The 275-nt window shown below is 48.4% G+C and carries 1 protein-coding gene; it reads right to left on the bottom strand.

Going from position 1 to position 275, the window contains the following annotated elements; all coding sequences use genetic code 11:
- Positions 1-227, bottom strand: a 227-nt coding sequence (locus tag Q4528_RS13830; RefSeq protein WP_303522148.1) for a threonine/serine exporter family protein, incomplete at its 3' end; no start/stop codon positions are given.
- Positions 228-275 lie beyond the last annotated feature (48 nt).

Below are 275 nucleotides of genomic sequence, written 5' to 3'. Positions count from 1 at the left end.
GACCAATACACTCCTAATAAACCTACACTGGTGGAAGCAACGAGAGTCGCCCATTCCAGAGGAACGCCCCAATAGATGCATAGGGTTCGCAAACTGTGCGCAAAAGCGCCGCCAATGGCGCAAAAACCTAACATGCGTGTTGGTACATTAAACACCATGGCAAAACCTACAGCAGGAACTGCATAGAATAAGGCATCTTCAAGAAGAAGTTTGATTAAGTCACCCATTCTATAACCACCCACTCACACCGGTAGCCCACATCGACAGCGCAATGC

The organism is Staphylococcus pasteuri (assembly GCF_030547725.1).
GTDB classification, from domain to species: domain Bacteria; phylum Bacillota; class Bacilli; order Staphylococcales; family Staphylococcaceae; genus Staphylococcus; species Staphylococcus pasteuri.
The sequence above is the reverse complement of the archived record's forward strand: the minus strand, read 5'-3'. Positions and strand labels throughout refer to the sequence as shown.